At 76.0% G+C, this 15124-nt stretch carries 19 protein-coding genes; 11 read left to right on the forward strand and 8 right to left on the reverse strand.

Translation table 11 applies throughout. The features are described from left to right. The first annotated feature begins 132 nt into the window (after window positions 1-132). On the forward strand, window positions 133-774 hold the full coding sequence (locus ADEH_RS06815) for a nicotinamidase (protein ID WP_011420375.1): 642 nt from the start codon (window positions 133-135) through the stop codon (window positions 772-774). Window positions 775-785: 11 nt separating this feature from the next. On the opposite strand, the gene ADEH_RS06820 is transcribed toward ADEH_RS06815, so the two are convergent. Next, the gene (locus ADEH_RS06820; protein ID WP_232287444.1) at window positions 786-1439 is read right to left on the reverse strand and encodes an SOS response-associated peptidase; all 654 of its coding nucleotides are present in this window, start codon (window positions 1437-1439) and stop codon (window positions 786-788) included. 107 nt (window positions 1440-1546) lie between these two features. Between ADEH_RS06820 and ADEH_RS06825 the strand changes: the two genes are divergently transcribed. From ADEH_RS06825 to ADEH_RS06860, 8 genes are all read left to right on the forward strand, one after another. Further along, window positions 1547-2701, forward strand: coding sequence for a zinc-dependent alcohol dehydrogenase (locus ADEH_RS06825; RefSeq protein ID WP_011420377.1), 1155 nt, complete (start codon window positions 1547-1549; stop codon window positions 2699-2701). 23 nt (window positions 2702-2724) lie between these two features. Then, entirely contained in the window at window positions 2725-3147 is a 423-nt protein-coding gene (locus tag ADEH_RS06830) for a hypothetical protein (RefSeq protein WP_041453374.1), read from the forward strand. A gap of 120 nt (window positions 3148-3267) precedes the next feature. Beyond that, complete coding sequence (locus ADEH_RS06835) at window positions 3268-3753, forward strand: universal stress protein (RefSeq protein ID WP_232287484.1); 486 nt, start codon at window positions 3268-3270, stop codon at window positions 3751-3753. 108 nt (window positions 3754-3861) lie between these two features. Then, window positions 3862-4293: a CBS domain-containing protein gene (locus ADEH_RS06840; protein WP_011420379.1), complete on the forward strand. Its 432-nt coding sequence runs from the start codon at window positions 3862-3864 to the stop codon at window positions 4291-4293. 72 nt (window positions 4294-4365) lie between these two features. Beyond that, window positions 4366-4827, forward strand: a complete 462-nt coding sequence (locus ADEH_RS06845; protein WP_011420380.1) for a CBS domain-containing protein — start codon at window positions 4366-4368, stop codon at window positions 4825-4827. Between the two features lie 127 nt (window positions 4828-4954). Further along, window positions 4955-5266, forward strand: a complete 312-nt coding sequence (locus ADEH_RS06850) for a TraR/DksA family transcriptional regulator (RefSeq protein ID WP_041453827.1) — start codon at window positions 4955-4957, stop codon at window positions 5264-5266. A 108-nt stretch (window positions 5267-5374) separates the two neighbouring features. Beyond that, window positions 5375-6049, forward strand: a complete 675-nt coding sequence (locus ADEH_RS06855; protein WP_041453375.1) for a TatD family nuclease-associated radical SAM protein — start codon at window positions 5375-5377, stop codon at window positions 6047-6049. Between the two features lie 145 nt (window positions 6050-6194). Next, window positions 6195-7646, forward strand: coding sequence for a sigma-54-dependent transcriptional regulator (locus ADEH_RS06860; RefSeq protein ID WP_041453376.1), 1452 nt, complete (start codon window positions 6195-6197; stop codon window positions 7644-7646). Window positions 7647-7661: 15 nt separating this feature from the next. On the opposite strand, the gene ADEH_RS06865 is transcribed toward ADEH_RS06860, so the two are convergent. The 7 genes from ADEH_RS06865 to ADEH_RS06895 form a co-directional block, all read right to left on the reverse strand. Beyond that, the gene (locus tag ADEH_RS06865; protein WP_011420384.1) at window positions 7662-8789 is read right to left on the reverse strand and encodes a sensor histidine kinase; all 1128 of its coding nucleotides are present in this window, start codon (window positions 8787-8789) and stop codon (window positions 7662-7664) included. After that, complete coding sequence (locus tag ADEH_RS06870; protein ID WP_011420385.1) at window positions 8786-9508, reverse strand: response regulator; 723 nt, start codon at window positions 9506-9508, stop codon at window positions 8786-8788. Before ADEH_RS06870 ends, ADEH_RS06865 begins: the two co-directional genes overlap by 4 nt. A gap of 14 nt (window positions 9509-9522) precedes the next feature. Then, complete coding sequence (locus tag ADEH_RS06875) at window positions 9523-10662, reverse strand: sensor histidine kinase (protein ID WP_011420386.1); 1140 nt, start codon at window positions 10660-10662, stop codon at window positions 9523-9525. An 85-nt stretch (window positions 10663-10747) separates the two neighbouring features. Further along, on the reverse strand, window positions 10748-11188 hold the full coding sequence (locus tag ADEH_RS06880; protein WP_011420387.1) for a CBS domain-containing protein: 441 nt from the start codon (window positions 11186-11188) through the stop codon (window positions 10748-10750). A 65-nt stretch (window positions 11189-11253) separates the two neighbouring features. Then, window positions 11254-11676 carry a universal stress protein gene (locus tag ADEH_RS06885; RefSeq protein ID WP_011420388.1) on the reverse strand — a complete coding sequence of 141 codons (423 nt, stop codon included), beginning with the start codon at window positions 11674-11676 and terminating at the stop codon, window positions 11254-11256. Between the two features lie 608 nt (window positions 11677-12284). Further along, entirely contained in the window at window positions 12285-12500 is a 216-nt protein-coding gene (locus ADEH_RS06890) for a twin-arginine translocase TatA/TatE family subunit (protein ID WP_011420389.1), read from the reverse strand. Between the two features lie 46 nt (window positions 12501-12546). After that, complete coding sequence (locus tag ADEH_RS06895; protein ID WP_011420390.1) at window positions 12547-13203, reverse strand: Crp/Fnr family transcriptional regulator; 657 nt, start codon at window positions 13201-13203, stop codon at window positions 12547-12549. 189 nt (window positions 13204-13392) lie between these two features. Here ADEH_RS06895 and glp point away from each other — a divergent pair, with 189 nt between their 5' ends. Beyond that, entirely contained in the window at window positions 13393-14562 is a 1170-nt protein-coding gene (gene glp, locus ADEH_RS06900; protein ID WP_041453377.1) for a molybdopterin molybdotransferase MoeA, read from the forward strand. After that, entirely contained in the window at window positions 14535-15110 is a 576-nt protein-coding gene (mobB, locus tag ADEH_RS06905) for a molybdopterin-guanine dinucleotide biosynthesis protein B (protein WP_232287445.1), read from the forward strand. The genes glp and mobB overlap by 28 nt, the downstream gene beginning before the upstream one ends. The last annotated feature ends 14 nt before the right edge of the window (window positions 15111-15124 follow it).

A 15124-nucleotide genomic window follows, 5' to 3' on the forward strand; every position in this document is an offset into this window, starting at 1 on the left:
GGAATCGGGCGATCCGAGGCCTCGGCGCGGGCCTGCTCCGCCGTGAGCGACGGCGCCGCCGCGGCCCCGCCGGGGGACGCGCCGCGGGCCACCTCCGCGGACGTTCCGCCGCGCCGGTGTTATGGGGTGCGCATGCGGATCGATCGCGCGTCGGATGCGCTCCTGGTGGTGGACCTCCAGCACGACTTCCTGCCCGGCGGCGCGCTCGGCGTCGCCGACGGCGACCGGGTCGTGGAGCCGCTGGCGCGCCTGGCGCCCGCGTTCTCGACCGTGGTGGCGACGCAGGACTGGCACCCGCCCGGCCACGTGTCCTTCGCCTCCACGCACCCGGGCCAGGCGCCCTACGCGTCGATCCCGCTGGCGCACGGCCCGCAGGAGCTCTGGCCGGACCACTGCGTCCGCGGCACGCGGGGCGCCGCGCTGCACCCGGCGCTCCCGGACGCCGCGGTCACGCTGGTGCTGCGCAAGGGCACGCGGCGCGAGGTGGACTCCTACAGCGCCTTCCGCGAGAACGTCGGGCCGGACGGCCGGCGCCCGACCACCGGGCTGGGCGCCTGGCTCTCGGCCCGCGGCGTGCGCCGGGTGTTCCTGGGCGGGCTGGCGCGCGACTTCTGCGTGCGCGTGTCCGCGGTGGACGCGGCCGCCGAGGGGTTCGAGGTGGTGGTGCTCGACGACCTCACGCGGGCGGTGTTCCCGGAGCGGCGGGAAGCGGTGGACCGCGAGCTCGCCGCGGCGGGCGCGCGCCTGGCGCTGAGCGGGGACCTGATCCGCTGAGCCGTCGGGCCTCAGAACAGCGCACGCTGGCGCGGCTCGGGCGGCGCGGCGAGGCAGGCCGCGTCGTCGTTCGCGGGCGAGTTGACGCGCGGTGACACGGGGCGGACCGCGAGCACGCCGTCGCCGGGCGAGGGCAGGGCGGGCGGCGGGCCGGCGAGCCAGGCGTCGAGCAGCGCCGGCGGCACGAGCAGCGGCATGCGATCGTGGAGGCGGCCCACCTCGGCGTTCGCGGCGGTGGTGAGGATCGCGAACGCGGGCCCGCCTCCGGGCGCCTCCCCCCACAGCGCCGCCAGGAGCAGCGTGCCCCCGGCGCGCGGGTGGAGCCAGCTCGGCCGCCGGTCCGCGGCCGGGCCCTCCCACTCGTAGAAGCCGTCGGCCGGCACCGCCGCCCGCCGCGCCGCCCACGCCTCGCGGAACGCGGGCCGTCCGGCGGCGCTCTCCACCCGCGCGTTGAGCAGGAGCTTGCCCCCCGGGCCCGCCAGCCCGAACGCCGCCGCCTCGAGCCGGCGCGCGCCGCCGCGCCCGCGCAGCACCGGGTGCGGATCGCCCGGCGCCACGTTGAAGCGCGGGCGCCAGCGCGCCGCGAGCGCCGCGTCCACCTCCGCCGCCCACTCCCGCGCCAGCGCGGCGAGGTCCGCCACGGTCAGCGTGAAGCGTCCGCACATGCGGCCGACCATAGCAGGCGGCGGGCGCTCCCGCCGCGGCCGGCCCGGGTGGCGCCCGGCGTTTGCGGCGCGCCCGGGCCGTCAGAACCTTGACGCCGGGGGGTGGGATGCGCGCGCTCGTCTACGAGGGGCCGTACCGGGTCAGGGTGAGGGACAAGCCCGCGCCGCGGATCGAGCACGGGGAGGACGTGGTGCTCCGGGTGACGCGCGCGGCGATCTGCGGGTCGGACCTGCACCTGCTCCACGGCTTCGTCCCGGACACGCGCGTGGGGAGCACGTTCGGCCACGAGTTCACCGGCGTGGTCGAGGAGACCGGCCCGGCGGTGCGGACGCTGCGGCGCGGCGACCGCGTGGTGGTCCCGTTCAACATCTCGTGCGGGCGGTGCTTCTACTGCACGCGCGGCCTCTACGGCGACTGCGAGTCCTCCAACCCCATGTCCGACCTGGCCTCCGGCGTGTACGGCTACTCGCACACCACCGGCGGCTACGACGGCGGGCAGGCGGAGTACGTGCGCGTCCCGTTCGCCGACGTCGGGCCCATGAAGATCCCGGAGGACCTGGACGACGAGGACGTGCTCCTGCTCTCCGACGTGCTGCCGACCGGCTACCAGGCCGCGGAGATGGGCGGCGTCCGCGAGGGCGACGTGGTGGCGGTGTTCGGCTGCGGCCCGGTGGGCCTGGTGGCGGCGCGCTCGGCCTGGCTGCTCGGGGCCGCGCGGGTCATCGCGGTGGACCGGGTGCCGGCGCGGCTGCGCTTCGCGGAGCGCTGGGCCGGCGCCGAGACGCTCGACCTCGAGGCGGCGGGCTGGGATCCCGTCCCGGTGCTGAAGGAGCTGACCGGCGGGCGCGGGCCGGACGTGTGCGTGGACGCGGTCGGGCTGGAGGCGTCCGGCTCGGCGTGGCAGACGCTCCTCGGGCGCGGGCTGAAGCTGCAGGCCGGGTCGGCCGTGGCGCTCTCCTGGGCCATCCACGCGGTCCGCAAGGGCGGGACCGTGTCGATCGTGGGCGTGTACGGGCCGCCGGCGAACCTGGTGCCGATCGGCGCGGCCATGAACAAGGGGCTCACGCTGCGGACCGCGCAGGCGAACGTGAAGCGCTACATGCCGCACCTGCTGGAGCACGTGCGGGCGGGGCGCCTCGACGGGAAGGGGCTCATCACCCACCGGTTCCCGCTGGAGCGGGCCGCGCACGCGTACGCGGTGTTCGGGGACCGGGCCGACGGCTGCGTGAAGTGCGTGCTGGTCCCGGGCGCGGCCGCGTGACCGCGCGGGACGAGGGGGGACGGATGCAGGGGATCGGGCCGGGCACGATGCACGCGGGGAACGGGCGGCCGCCGGGCGCGGGCGTGGACGGCGCCGTGCCGGCGCGCCCCGGCGTGCCGCGGGAGCGGCGGGAGCGGGGGCTGCCCGACGTGGACCGCGACGAGCCGGCGCGCCAGCCCGGGGCGGACGCGCTGGGCCGGACCGGGCTGCGCGTCCGGACGCCGGTGTTCGGGACGGCGCAGCCGGCGCGGGGTGCCTCCGGCGCGCTGCGGCGCGCCGCCTACCGCATCCCCGAGCACCGCGCCGGGCGCTGGGCCCTGCTGCTGGCGGCGGACCGGGTGGACGTGCTCGAGCACCGCCTCCGGCGGGCCGGGTGGGCGGTTCCCGCCCTGGCGGCGCTCGCGGCGGGGTACCTCGTGGCCTCCCGCGCGCTGCGCCGCCGGTGAGCGCGCGGGCGCCGGCCCTGCGCCCCCGGGCGCCGCGGCCGAGGATCTTCGCGCGGGCCGCGGGAGGGGGACTTCGCGGCGCGTTCTGCTGCTAGAATGGCGGCGGCGCCCGTCGAGGAGGTGTGCTTGCCCGCCGTCACCCGAGTGCTGGTTCCCATCGACTTCTCGCCGTCGTCGCGGGCGGCCCTGGAGTACGCCATCTTCGTGGCGGGCAAGCACGGCGCCGACCTCGACGTGCTGCACGTCTGGGAGCCGCCCGGCTACGTCGGCCCCGACACGCTCGCGCTGCTGCCGGTGGGCAGCGGCCAGCCGGGCTGGGAGCAGACGCGCAACGAGGTGCAGCGCGAGGTGGATCACTTCCTCGCGAAGGCGGCGGCGCGCCCGCGCTCGGTGTCGGTGCGCGTCGAGGCGGGCGAGCCGTCCGACGCGATCCTGGGGATCGCCCGGGAGGGCGCCGATCTGATCGTCATGGGGACGCACGGGCGAACCGGCCTGTCGCGCCTCCTCATCGGCAGCGTGGCGGAGGCGGTGCTGCGCCGCTCCACCTGCCCGGTGCTGACCCTGCGCGTCGCCTCGCGGGCGCCGCGGGAGTCGGTGCCGCTGTAGCGACGGGCGGACGCGTCCGCCCGTGAGCGGGGGGGGACCAGGGGACGGGCGCCGGCGGCGGCTCCGCGGGGCCGCGGCAGGGGCCGGCCCCGAGGAGGAGGTCGTCCCATGACGCTCGTCTGCGAGGCGATGAACCGGGCACCGGCGACGGTGGAGGCGGACGCGACGGCGGCGCGGGCGCTCGGCGTGGTGGAGACCACCGGGGCCGCGCACCTGCTGGTGATGGACCACGACGACCTGATCGGCATCCTCTGCGCGTGCGACCTGCGCGCGGCCGGGCCGGAAGAGCAGGTCTCGGAGCGCATGAGCGTGCCGGTCATCACCATCCGCCCGGACGCGACGCTGGAGGACGCGGCCATCACGCTCTGTGACTGCGGGGTGGGCTGCCTGCCGGTGGTGGTGGGCGGCCTCGTGCTCGGCACCCTCGGCGAGGAGGAGCTCGCCGCGGCAGGCGTCCAGGGCCGGCTGCCGCACCGCCGGTGCCACCCGCGCGCGCACGGGCTGGAGCCGGTCGGGCCCCACCTGGCGCACCATCACTGACCGTGACGGGCGCGCGCCGGAGCGCACGCCCGCGTGGCCTCCCCCTTGCTACGGAACGGGCGGGGGAGGCGCATGCGCAAGCCAACCGTCCAGGCGTTCATGACCATCGGCCCGGTGGTGATCGCGCCGGAGCGCACGCTCGCCGACGCGCACCGGCTCATGCGCGAGCGCGGCATCCGCCACCTGCCGGTGGTGGACGCGGGCGCGCTGGTCGGGGTGGTCTCGCAGCGCGATCTGTACCTGCTCGAGACGTTGCGCGGCGTGGATCCGGAGCAGGAGCGCGTGCGCGAGGCCATGACCCCGGAGCCGTTCGCCGTGCCCCCGGACGCGTCGCTGGACGAGGTGGCCGAGCACATGGCGGAGCACCGGCTCGGGTCCGCGATGGTGGTGGATCGCGGCGTGGTCATCGGGCTGTTCACCACGGTGGACGCGCTGCGCGCGCTGGCGGCGCTGGTGCGCCGGCGCGGCGCGAGGCCGGCGCGCAATCCACCCCGCGAGCCTCCCGCCGGCGTGGCAGGCCGGCCCGGGCGCTGAACGCGCGCTTGCGCAAGCCGTGCGCCAAGGCGCGGCGGCCACGCAACTCTCGCGGCCGAATTCCCGGAAACCGCTCGGAAATCCGGCGCGCTGGGCCCGGGCACGGCTCGTGAAGAGCGTCGCCGGCATGAGCCGGTTCGAAGCGGACGCCCGCGAGGTGCTGCTGCGGCGTCGCCGCTCGCTCAGCCAGGGCGGCGCGCCGCCCCGCCCGTCCGATCCCGCCGCGCGCTGGGCAGACTACGAGTCCATGCCGGCGCCGGTGGCCGAGGGCGTGCGCCGGGAGCTCGCCGAGATCGACGCGGCGCTCGAGCGCATCCAGCAGGGCCGCTACGGCACCTGCCTCGCGTGCGGCGGCCCCATGGGCCTGCAGCGGCTCCGGGCCATCCCGGAGGCGCGCTACTGCATCGCCTGCAGCGGCCACCACCACGCCGCCGAGTAGCGCCGCAGTGCGCGGAAATGCCCGTCGCCGCCACCGGTTGAAACGGTGATGCGGCAGGACGCATCCGGGTGGCGCTCCCGCCTGGGTCCTGCTATCACCCGGGCGCTCGTGACCACGGAGACCTCCCACAGGAACGCGCCGGTGCTCGCCTATCCGCTGGGCGACGCGCTCTACCTGAACGTCACCAGCGCCTGCACGCTCGCCTGCACGTTCTGCCCGAAGATCCGCGACGACGACTTCACGGTGGGTGGATTCGACCTGCGGCTCGCCCGCAACCCGGACGCCGACGAGGTCTGGCGCGCGATCGGGGAGGCGGGCCTGGAGGGCCGCTCCGAGGTCTGCTTCACCGGGTTCGGCGAGCCGACGCGCCGGCTGGAGGTGGTGCTCGAGATCGCGCGGCGCCTCCGCGCGGCGGGCGCGCGCCGGATCCGGGTGGACACCGACGGCCTCGCGAACCTGCGCGAGGGGCGCGACGTCGCGCCCGAGCTCGCGGCGGCCGGCGTCGGCGCGCTCTCGGTGTCGCTGAACGCGCCGGACGCGGCGACCTACGCGCGCATCTGCCCGAGCCGCTACGGGGAGGCGGCGTACGAGGCGGTGAAGGGGTTCATCCGCGCCGCGGTCGGCGTCGTCCCGGACGTCGCCGCGAGCGCGGTGGGGATGCCGGGCATCTCCGAGACGGCCTGCAGGGCGGTCGCGGAGTCGCTCGGGGCGCGCTTTCGCTGGCGCCCGTACGACCGGGTGGGTCGCATTCCATCCTCGGCGGGGTCGGCCCGGGTGGGCTGAAGCGGCGGAAGCACGGGGGAGTAACGGGGTTTTTCAGGTGTCGGCGTCAGCACTTGGCCTCGGGTAGTCTCTGGACCTCGAGGCGAGAATGGTGCATAACCTGCGGACCGACGCAGGGTTTGCGCAGGTCAGGAGCAGCATGAGCATGCCGAGTGTGGGCGCCCGGCCGGGCAAGGAACGGATCCTGGTGGTGGACGACGAGCAGAACGCTCGCGTCGCGCTTCGGACCATCCTGAGCGAGGAGGGGTACGAGATCGCCGAGGCCGCGGACGGCGAGGAGGCCCTGGCGCTGCTCCCCGGGTTCGCGCCGGCGGCGGTGCTCGCCGACGTGCGGATGCCCCGGATGGACGGCATCAACCTGCTGCGCCGCGCGCGCGAGCAGGGCTCCGACGCCGTGTTCGTGATGATGACCGCGTTCGCGAGCGTCGAGGCCGCCGTCGAGGCGATGCGCGCCGGCGCCGAGAACTACCTCGTCAAGCCGCTCGACGTGAACGCGGTGCTGGTGGTGCTGGAGAAGGCGCTCGAGAAGCTGCGCCTCCAGCGCGACACCGCGAACCTGCGCGAGCGCGTGCGCGAGCGGTACCGGTTCCACAACATCGTCGGCGACGCGCCCGAGCTGCACGCGGTCTACGAGGTGGTGAAGCGCGCCGCGCCCACCCGGGCGACCGTGCTGATCCTGGGCGAGTCGGGCACCGGCAAGGAGCTGTTCGCGCAGGCGCTGCACGAGGAGTCGCCGCGGGCCGACAAGGCCTTCATCAAGGTGAACTGCGCGGCGCTCTCCGAGACGCTGCTCGAGTCCGAGCTGTTCGGCCACGAGAAGGGCGCGTTCACCGGGGCCATCGGCCGCAAGGAGGGGCGCTTCGAGCTGGCCGACGGCGGCACGCTGTTCCTCGACGAGATCGGCGACATCTCGCCGGCGCTCCAGATCAAGCTGCTCCGCGTGCTCCAGCAGCGGGAGTTCGAGCGCGTCGGCGGGACGCAGACGCTGAAGGTGGACGTGCGCCTGGTCGCCGCCACCAACCGCGACCTCGCCGCCGAGGTGAAGAACGGGCGGTTCCGCGAGGACCTCTACTACCGGCTGAACGTGGTGGCGGTGACGCTGCCGCCGCTGCGCCAGCGCAAGGGGGACATCCCCGCGCTGGTGAGCCACTTCATCGACAAGTACTCGAAGGCGTACGGCAAGGACATCCGCGGCCTCGCGCCCGGCACGCTCAACGCGGTGCTGAGCCACGACTGGCCCGGCAACGTCCGCGAGCTGGAGAACGTGGTGGAGCGCGCGGTCGTGCTCTGCAAGGGCTCCGAGCTCACCGCCGACGACCTGCCGCCCACGCTGCGCGGCCCGCGCCCGCGCGAGCGCGCGCCGGGCGCGCTCATCCCCGGCGCCACGCTCTACGAGATCGAGCGCGAGGCGATCCTCCGCACGCTCGAGATGGTGGGCGGCTCCACCTCGCGCGCGGCCGAGATCCTCGGGATCAGCGTCCGCAAGATCCAGTACCGGCTGAAGGAGTACGCGGCCGGCGGGCGCGAGGGCGCGGCCGGGCACGACCACCACCACGACGCCGAGCACGAGCCCGAGAAGGCCGGCGGGATGGAGTAGCGCGCGGCCGCGCGCTCACTGCGCGCGCGGGAGCCGCAGCGTGAAGCGCGCGCCGCCCTCCGGGCTGTCCTCGATCCGGATGGTGCCCCCGTGCTGCGTGACGATCGCGTGCACGATGGAGAGCCCCAGGCCGGAGCCGCGCGCCTTGGTGGTGAAGAACGGCTCGAAGATGCGGTCGCGCTGGTCGGGCGAGACGCCCGGGCCGTCGTCGTCGACGAGGATGTCCACCATGGGCGCCGCGTCCGGGTGGTCCACGTCGGCGGGCGCGGGCCGGCAGGAGACCCGGACCAGCCCGCGCGCGTCCACCGCCTCGAGCGCGTTCAGGCACAGGTTCACCAGCACCTGCCGGAGGCGCTCCTCGTCGCCGGCGACCGGCGGCACCGGCTCGAGCTCGCGCTCCAGGCGGACGCCGCGGCGCTCGGCCTCGCCGCCGAGCAGGTCCACCACCTTCGTGATCACCGGCGCGACCTCGATGGCCTTGCGGACGAACTCGCGGGGGCGGGCGAACTGGAGGAAGTCCTCCAGGATGTGGTCGAGCCGGCGGATCTCGTCCTTCACCAGCGTGAGCGGCTCGAGCAGCGGCCCCTGCCGCTCCGCCTCGAGCTTCTGGATGCGCCGCTCCAGCACCGAGAGCTGGAGCGCGGCGGCGTTGAGCGGGTTGCGGATCTCGTGCGAGAGCCCGGCCGTCATGGTGCCGACCGCGGCCAGCTTCTCGGCCATCTGCGCGCGGCTGGCGAGGTCGCGCTTCTCCTGGTGCAGGCGCACCTGGCGCATGGCCTGCTCCACCGTCAGCAGCAGCTCCTGCGTGGCGCACGGCTTCACCAGGTAGGCGCAGGCGCCGGCGCGCACGGCCGCCACCGCCGACTCCAGCGTGGCGAACCCGGTGAGCAGCACCACCTCGCCGTTCGGCGCCAGCTCCTTCAGCCGCGGCGCGAGCGCGGTGCCGTCGCCGTCCGGGAGCTTCAGGTCCACCAGCGCCACGTCGAAGCCCTGCTCGGCGAGCGCGAGCGCGGCGGCGCAGCTCCCGGCGCCGGCCACCGCGTACCCGGCGCCCTCCAGGATCTCCGAGAGGTTGTCCACCAGGCTGGCGTTGTCGTCCACCACCAGCACCCGCGGCCGCCGCGGCCCGCTCGCGTGCTTCACGGGCCGGGCACCGGGGCGGTGGCGCGCGCGCCGTGGAGCCGCTCCACCGCGGCGAGCAGCGCGGCGGTGTCGAACGGCTTGTGGAAGAAGCCCTGGTGCGGGAGCGCCGGCCAGGCGTCGTGGTGGGCGGTGACGACGATCATGGGGAGGCCGGGGTACTTGGCCGCGAGCCGCTGCATGGCCGCGCCGTCGGGGCCGCCGGGCACGCGCAGGTCCACCAGCGCGCAGAACGGCCGGACCGGCCCGAGCCGCTCCGTCTCCAGCACCGAGGCGGCGGTCACCGCCGCGAAGCCGCGCGAGCGCAGCGCCTCGCAGAGGTTGTCGGCGAGCCGGGGGTCGTCCTCCACCACCACCGCCAGGCCGTCGCGCCGGGCCACCTCGAGCAGCTCCACCAGGTAGGCGGCGTTCACCGGCTTCTGCAGCACCGCCACCAGCCCCTCGCGCCGCGCGGCCTCGAGGTCGTTGTCGCCCACGTAGGCGGTGATGACCATGGCCGGCGCGCCGGGGTCCACGCGGCGCAGCTCGTGGACGAGCTCGGCGCCGCCCATGAGCGGCATGCGCATGTCGGTGAGGATGGCGTCGAAGCGGGTCCCGCGCGCGAGCGCCAGCGCCTCGGCGCCGTCGCCGGCGAGCGCGACCTCGTGGCCGGCGTCGCGGAGGATCTCGGCCAGGTTCTCCGCGAAGTCGCGGTTGTCGTCCACGATGAGGTAGCGGCGCATGCGGGATCCTCCGCTCAGGCGGGGAGGCGGACGGTGAACCGCGCGCCGCCCCCGGGCCGGTCCGAGTACTCGACCGAGCCGCCGTGGCGCTCGGCGATGCGCTTCACGAGCGCCAGGCCCAGGCCGATGCCCTTGTCCTTGGTGGTGATGAGCGGCTCGAACAGGCGGCGGCGCGTGGCCGGGTCCACGCCGGGGCCGGTGTCCTCGACCGCCACCTCGAGCGCGCCGTCGTCGCGGCGCGCGCGGACCGTCACCGCGCCCTGCGGCGCCGCCGCGAACGCCGCGTTCTCGAGCAGGTTCACGAACACCTGGCGGAGCTGGCCCGGGTCGCCGTCCACCGGCGGCAGCCCCTCGAAGCCCTCCACCGCGACCGACACGCCCGGCGCGTGCTTCACCGCGGCCGCGGCGGCGGCGACCACCTGGCCGACGTCCACCGGCTCGCGCGCCAGCGGCCGGTTGCGGATCATGTCGAGCAGGTTCGTGATGATCCCGTTCGCGACGCCGAGCTGCTCGCCGATGCGGTCCACGTGCTTGCGGGCGCGCTCGTCGTCGCCCACCCGCCCGCGCAGGATGTAGAGCGAGGTCTCGATCACGCCGAGCGGGTTGCGCAGGTCGTGGCCGATGGATCCGACGAGCTGGCCGAACGTCGAGAGCCGCTCCACCCGCGCCTGCTGCGCGAGCAGGTCGTCGCGGTAGGTGTGCAGCATGATGGCGAGCTCGAGGTCGAGGATCTTCGCGAGCGCGTTGCGCACCCGCTCCAGCTCCGGCGGGTCGGCGTTGAAGCGCTCCCAGGAGACGCGCATCAGCTCGGTGCGGATCACGTTCATCGCGCCGAACATGTAGTGCTGCGGCAGGCCGATGCGGACGTGGACGCGGCCGATGCGGGTGCGGTGCTCCCAGTACGCCTCGTCCCACGGGCCGGTGAGCAGCGTGTCCATCCAGGCGATCAGCGTCACCTTGAGGTGGCCCACCCGGCTCTCGCCGCCCACCAGCGCGGTGCGCGCGCCCTCGTGCCCGAGGATCCGGTCGTAGAAGACCTGGGCGATCCGGTCGAGCTGCGGCGCGGCCGCACCGTGCAGGGCGCGGAGCGCCCGCTCGTCCGCGGCGTCGAAGTGGACGTAGCGCTTCAGCTCCTCGAGCACGGTCTCGGGCATTCGACCCCTATGTAAGGGGGGCCCGGGCGGCCGGTCAACGCGCGTTGCCCCGGGCGGGCCGGCGGGCGCCGGCCGGGATGGGGCCCTAGGCCTGGCCGGCCCGGTCGCGCGCCTTGACGGCCTCCGAGACCAGGTCGAGATCGCGGACCACGTCGGCGGCGAAGCGCACGAAGTCGGCCTCGGTGACGATCCCGACCAGCAGCCCGTCGTCCTCGCACACCGGGAGGCACCCGAACTTCCGCTCCAGCATGAGCCGCGCGGCGTGGGCCAGCCCGGTGCCGGGGCGCACCGCCACGGGCTCGCGCGTCATCACCTCGGACACCGCGCGATCGCGGGCCGCCGGCGCGCCGGCCTGGCCGGAGCGGAGCAGGTCGCGCTGCGTGAGCAGGCCCACCAGCTTGCGCTCGCGGACGACCGGCAGGTGCCGGATCCCGCCCAGCTTGAGCAGCGACTCGGCCAGCGCGAGGTCGTCGCTCTCGCGCACGGTGACGAGGTCCCTGGTCATGAAGTCCGCCACCGAGATCATGAGGCCTCCGCGCGCGCCCCGCGCGCGGCGAGTGTAACCCGGGACCGGGCGCGCGGCATCCCGCCTCAGCGGACGACCAGCACCGGCTTCGAGCTGATGTGCACCAGGCGGTCGGAGACGCTGCCCAGGAACATCCGGGCCACCGCGCCGTAGCCGCGGCTGCCGACCACCACCATGCCCACGTCCACCGCCGCGGCCTCCTCGGCGATGGCCTCGGCCGGGGAGCCGTAGAGCACGGTGGTGGACACGTCCAGCCCCGGCTCCTCGAGCGCCTTCACGGCCTTCTCCAGGAGCGCGTCCGCGTAGGCGCGGTGCTCCTTCTCGACCTCGGCGATGGTGAGGCCGTAGACGTCGGGGGGGAGGAGCAGCTTCGGGACGACGTGCACCAGGGTCAGCTTCGCCCCGAAGCGCAGCGCCACGTCCGCCGCCATCCGCGCCGCCTTCAGCGAGGTGTCCGAGCCGTCCACCGCCACCAGGATCCGCTTCATGGCCGCTCCCCTCCGGTTCAGGCATGCCTTCCCCCTTCAAGGGGGATGCCGGCGCGGGCAGCGAGAGGAGGCGGGACGCGCTGGCGCGCCGGGCCGGTCAGCGAGCCTCGCCCGTTCCAGCGTCCGATCGGCCGCCGCGATCTCCAGGCTCGCCCGGAACGCTCGCCGGGCGAATCGCGGGTGCCGCGCGGGCGCCTGGGCTCCCCCGCCTGTGCGGGTGGCTCCAGCAAGTCTGCCCGGGATGCGCGAGACGCGTCCCTGGAAGAAAGGAGAGCAACGGAGAGGCCAGCCGCGATGGGTGCGGCATCGGGTAAGGCGGGGAGGTGCCGCCGGCCGGCCGGAGGGCCGGGGCGGGGAAACCGAGGCCGGACGGCGGGGCCGGCCTCGGGCGCGGGGCAGGAGCGCGCAGCCCGCGGCGCGCCGCGGCGGGGGAGGCGTGCGCGGGGCCTGCGCCACGCCGGCGGACGGCGCACGGACCGCGCGCGGCGGCCGCCGCCGCCGTGTGCGCGGTGGCGCACCCGCGATGCGGCACCGCCGGTGCCCAGGGGCACCGGCGGCCGTGGAACGAGGCTGGCGGGGAGGCGAGGGCGGCGGACGCCGCCTCTCGATCAAGCCTGCTTCGAGCCCTGGTCCGACGACGACTGCGTCGGGGTGCTGCCGTTGCCGGAGGCGGTGGGCTTCTCGTCCTCGCCGCCGAACGCCTTCTTGAAGCTGCGGATGCCCTGGCCGAGCCCCGCGCCGAGAGCCGGGAGCCGGCTCGCGCCGAACAGGATCACGACGATCGCGAGGATGAGCAGCAGCTCCGGCATTCTGAGACCGAACATGGGGGTGTTCCTTTCGTCGCCTGACGCGCTCCTCTTCTAACAGGGATCAGGCCGCGTTGTCTTCCATCGCGAGCGCGGCGAGGCGGCGCTGATCCAGGACCCTCACGCCGCGCGACGCGTCCACCACGCCGTCCTTCTCGAGCTTGGTGAGGCAGCGGGAGAGGGTCTCCGGGCGCATCCCGAGGAGGCGCGCGACCACCTGCTTGCGCACCGCGTTGGGCCGGTCGGCGAGGAACCTCGCATGGGCGAGCGCGAAGCGGGCCACGCGCGAGAGGCAGTCGCCCTGGCGCCAGTTGACCTCGTCGCGCTGCTGCCGCGACTCGGTGAGCAGCAGGTCGAGCACCACGCGCGCGGCGCTCTTGTCCGGGCCCACCCACTGCGAGAGCGCGTCGCCGCCGATGCCGCAGATCTTCACGCGGGAGAGCGCGCGCACCTCGAACGGCGAGGGCTCGGCCTGCATCGCCTCGGTGCAGAGCAGCGAGCTCGGGCCGCGGAGCGAGAGCAGCAGCTCGGAGCCGCGCGGCGACACCGCGGAGAGCGCCACGAAGCCCTCCTTGACGAAGTAGACGGTGCGCGGGCGCTCACCCTGTGCACAGATCGTCGCACCCGATTCGCGGGTGGTCGGCGTCAGCCGGCAGCGGCCCTGGGACGCGATCCCGAGCGAGCAGGAGCCGCAGTCCGAGACGGGAGTGTTGGAGAGCACGGCTGGATCCTCCGATGGCGAACGGCGCCTTGATCGGCGTCTGTTTGCACGAGCTAGGCCCGCGAGAGAGCGGGGTTTTGCCCGCCTGCTGCCGCAGACGTTGCGTTTTGGCCCGGATCAATACTCGCCCGGCGCACCTTTTGCGATCGGGCCGCCGCGGCGCCCGCACGTGGCATGATGCGGTCCACGATGGACAGGCTCCTCCGCATCCGCGACGGCATCCTCGCGGCGCTGCTCCCGGTCGCCGCCGAGGACGTTCCCTCCGAGGAGGCGCTCGGCCGCTGGCTCGCCTCCCCCGCGCTGGCGAGCGTCCCGGCCCCGCCGCACACCTGCGCCGCCATGGACGGCTACGCGGTGCGCGCCGCGGACGTGACCGGGCCGGCGGTGCTCCCGGTCCGCCAGACGATCTACGCGGGCGACCTGCCCGCGGCGCCGCTCGCGCCGGGCGAGGCGGCGCGCATCTTCACCGGCGCGACGGTGCCGCAGGGCGCCGACGCGGTGGTGCGCGAGGAGGCGACGCGCGAGGAGGGCGGCGGCGTCCGCTTCCTCGAGGCGGCGCGGCGCGGCGAGCACGTGCGGCAGGCCGGCGAGGACGTGCCCGCCGGCGGGCTGGCGCTCGCGGCCGGCGTGCGCGTCGGCCCGCGGCAGGCGGCGCTGCTGCGCGCGGTGGGCGGGCCGGCCGTGTCGGTGCGGCGGCGGCCGCGCGTGGCGGTGCTCTCGACCGGCGACGAGGTGGTGACGGGCCGCACGCCGGACTCGAACGGCGAGGCGGTGGCGGGGCTGATCCGGGCAGTCGGCGCGGAGGTCGAGCGGCGCGCGGTGCCGGACCGGCTCGAGGCGGTGGTGGCCGCGATCCGCGAGGCGCTCGCGAGCGCCGACGCGGTGGTCACCATCGGCGGGGTCTCGATCGGCGCGCGCGACCTGGTGCCGGAGGCGCTCGCGCACCTCCAGGCCGACGTGCGCGTCCACGGCGTGCCGATGAAGCCCGGCAAGCCGTTCCTGTTCGCGCTCGCCGGCGGCGCGCCGGTGCTGGGCCTGCCGGGGAGCCCGTCGGCGTGCCTGGTGGCGTTCGAGGTGTTCGCGCGGCCGGCGCTGCTGGCGCTGTGCGGCGCGGCCCGCACCGAGCGGCGCGTGGTGCCGCTGCGGCTGGCCGCGCCGGCGGAGGGGCGGCCGGGCCGGGCGCGGCTGCTGTGGGCGGCGGTGGAGCCGGGCGGGCGCGCGCGGCCGCTGGGCCGGGACTCGGCGCAGGTGCGCGGGCCGGCGCTCGCCGACGCGCTGCTGTTCGTGCCGGCCGACGCCGGCGACCTGCCGGAGGGCGCGGAGGTGGCGGCGTGGCTGCTCGAGGACTGCGCCGGGTAGAGCGGCGCGCGCCGCCCATCGTGGCGGTGAGCGGGCCGAGCGGCGTCGGGAAGACCCGGCTCCTGCGGCGGCTGGTGGCGGAGCTGGCGCGGCGCGGCCTGCGCGTGGGCATCCTCAAGCACACCGGCCACGAGCACCCGTTCGACCGGCGCGGCAAGGACACCGAGGTGCTCCGGCGCGCCGGCGCCGTGGCCGCGGCGATCGAGGGCCCCTCGGGCATGGCGTACTTCGGCCCGCCCGCCGGCGGCGCGCGCGCGCTCGCCCGGATGCTGCCGCCGGTGGACCTGGTGCTCGCCGAGGGCTGGAAGCGCGAGCCGCTCCCGCGCGTCGAGGTCCACCGCCGCGGCGTGTCGCCGGAGTTCCTGTGCGCGCGCGACCGGCGCGTGTTCGCGGTGGTGACCGACGCGCCGCCCCCGCGACCGCTGCCGGCGTTCGGGGCCGACGACGCGTCCGGCCTCGCGGACCTCCTCTGCGCGCGCTGGCGGCTCGGTCCCGCGCCGCGGCGCCGGGCGCGCGGGGGCCCGGCGGCGAAGCGCCGGCGCGGGTGATACAACCTGCGGCC

This window comes from Anaeromyxobacter dehalogenans 2CP-C, assembly GCF_000013385.1.
GTDB classification, from domain to species: domain Bacteria; phylum Myxococcota; class Myxococcia; order Myxococcales; family Anaeromyxobacteraceae; genus Anaeromyxobacter; species Anaeromyxobacter dehalogenans_B.

Bases quoted from the DNA above. Each gene is read 5' to 3' on its own strand.
- ADEH_RS06815 (WP_011420375.1), top strand. From the start codon at position 133: ATGCGGATCGATCGCGCGTCGGATGCGCTCCTGGTGGTGGACCTCCAG.
- ADEH_RS06820 (WP_232287444.1), bottom strand. From the start codon at position 1,439: ATGTGCGGACGCTTCACGCTGACCGTGGCGGACCTCGCCGCGCTGGCG.
- ADEH_RS06825 (WP_011420377.1), top strand. From the start codon at position 1,547: ATGCGCGCGCTCGTCTACGAGGGGCCGTACCGGGTCAGGGTGAGGGAC.
- ADEH_RS06830 (WP_041453374.1), top strand. From the start codon at position 2,725: ATGCAGGGGATCGGGCCGGGCACGATGCACGCGGGGAACGGGCGGCCG.
- ADEH_RS06840 (WP_011420379.1), top strand. From the start codon at position 3,862: ATGACGCTCGTCTGCGAGGCGATGAACCGGGCACCGGCGACGGTGGAG.
- ADEH_RS06845 (WP_011420380.1), top strand. From the start codon at position 4,366: ATGCGCAAGCCAACCGTCCAGGCGTTCATGACCATCGGCCCGGTGGTG.
- ADEH_RS06850 (WP_041453827.1), top strand. From the start codon at position 4,955: ATGAGCCGGTTCGAAGCGGACGCCCGCGAGGTGCTGCTGCGGCGTCGC.
- ADEH_RS06860 (WP_041453376.1), top strand. From the start codon at position 6,195: ATGCCGAGTGTGGGCGCCCGGCCGGGCAAGGAACGGATCCTGGTGGTG.
- ADEH_RS06870 (WP_011420385.1), bottom strand. From the start codon at position 9,508: ATGCGCCGCTACCTCATCGTGGACGACAACCGCGACTTCGCGGAGAAC.
- ADEH_RS06875 (WP_011420386.1), bottom strand. From the start codon at position 10,662: ATGCCCGAGACCGTGCTCGAGGAGCTGAAGCGCTACGTCCACTTCGAC.
- ADEH_RS06880 (WP_011420387.1), bottom strand. From the start codon at position 11,188: ATGATCTCGGTGGCGGACTTCATGACCAGGGACCTCGTCACCGTGCGC.
- ADEH_RS06885 (WP_011420388.1), bottom strand. From the start codon at position 11,676: ATGAAGCGGATCCTGGTGGCGGTGGACGGCTCGGACACCTCGCTGAAG.
- ADEH_RS06890 (WP_011420389.1), bottom strand. From the start codon at position 12,500: ATGTTCGGTCTCAGAATGCCGGAGCTGCTGCTCATCCTCGCGATCGTC.
- glp (WP_041453377.1), top strand. From the start codon at position 13,393: ATGGACAGGCTCCTCCGCATCCGCGACGGCATCCTCGCGGCGCTGCTC.